Annotated in this window: 1 protein-coding gene; it reads right to left on the bottom strand. The window is 52.1% G+C overall.

The window, feature by feature from the left end:
- Positions 1-303 (bottom strand): DUF3310 domain-containing protein (locus tag AC1RO3_RS09020; protein ID WP_481764083.1); only part of this gene is annotated, 303 nt, incomplete at both ends.

Below are 303 nucleotides of genomic sequence, written 5' to 3'. Positions count from 1 at the left end.
ATAAAAATCCGATACGATTGGCACAGTCTCCATCGTGAGGAACTTGTGAGCACGTGCAAAATCCTGCTCACTGAACTCGACGTTACTGTTCATCGTGTCAAGGACGCGCGACGGGTAGGACTCCAACATAAGCTTGATACGATCGCGCTCACGCGACGTATACCAGATTGCCTTGTCCAAGCCTTGCGCGGCCTTTCCCTTCTCACCACGACGCGCCACATACTTCACGGCGTTGCCAGTGTTGAACGGCATCAGCTCCACAAGATCAATTATCTCGATTCCAGACGGATGGGAGTTGTAGTG

The sequence above is a fragment of the Dellaglioa sp. CoH-57-MRSF-19 genome, assembly GCF_056781975.1.
The sequence above is the reverse complement of the archived record's forward strand: the minus strand, read 5'-3'. Positions and strand labels throughout refer to the sequence as shown.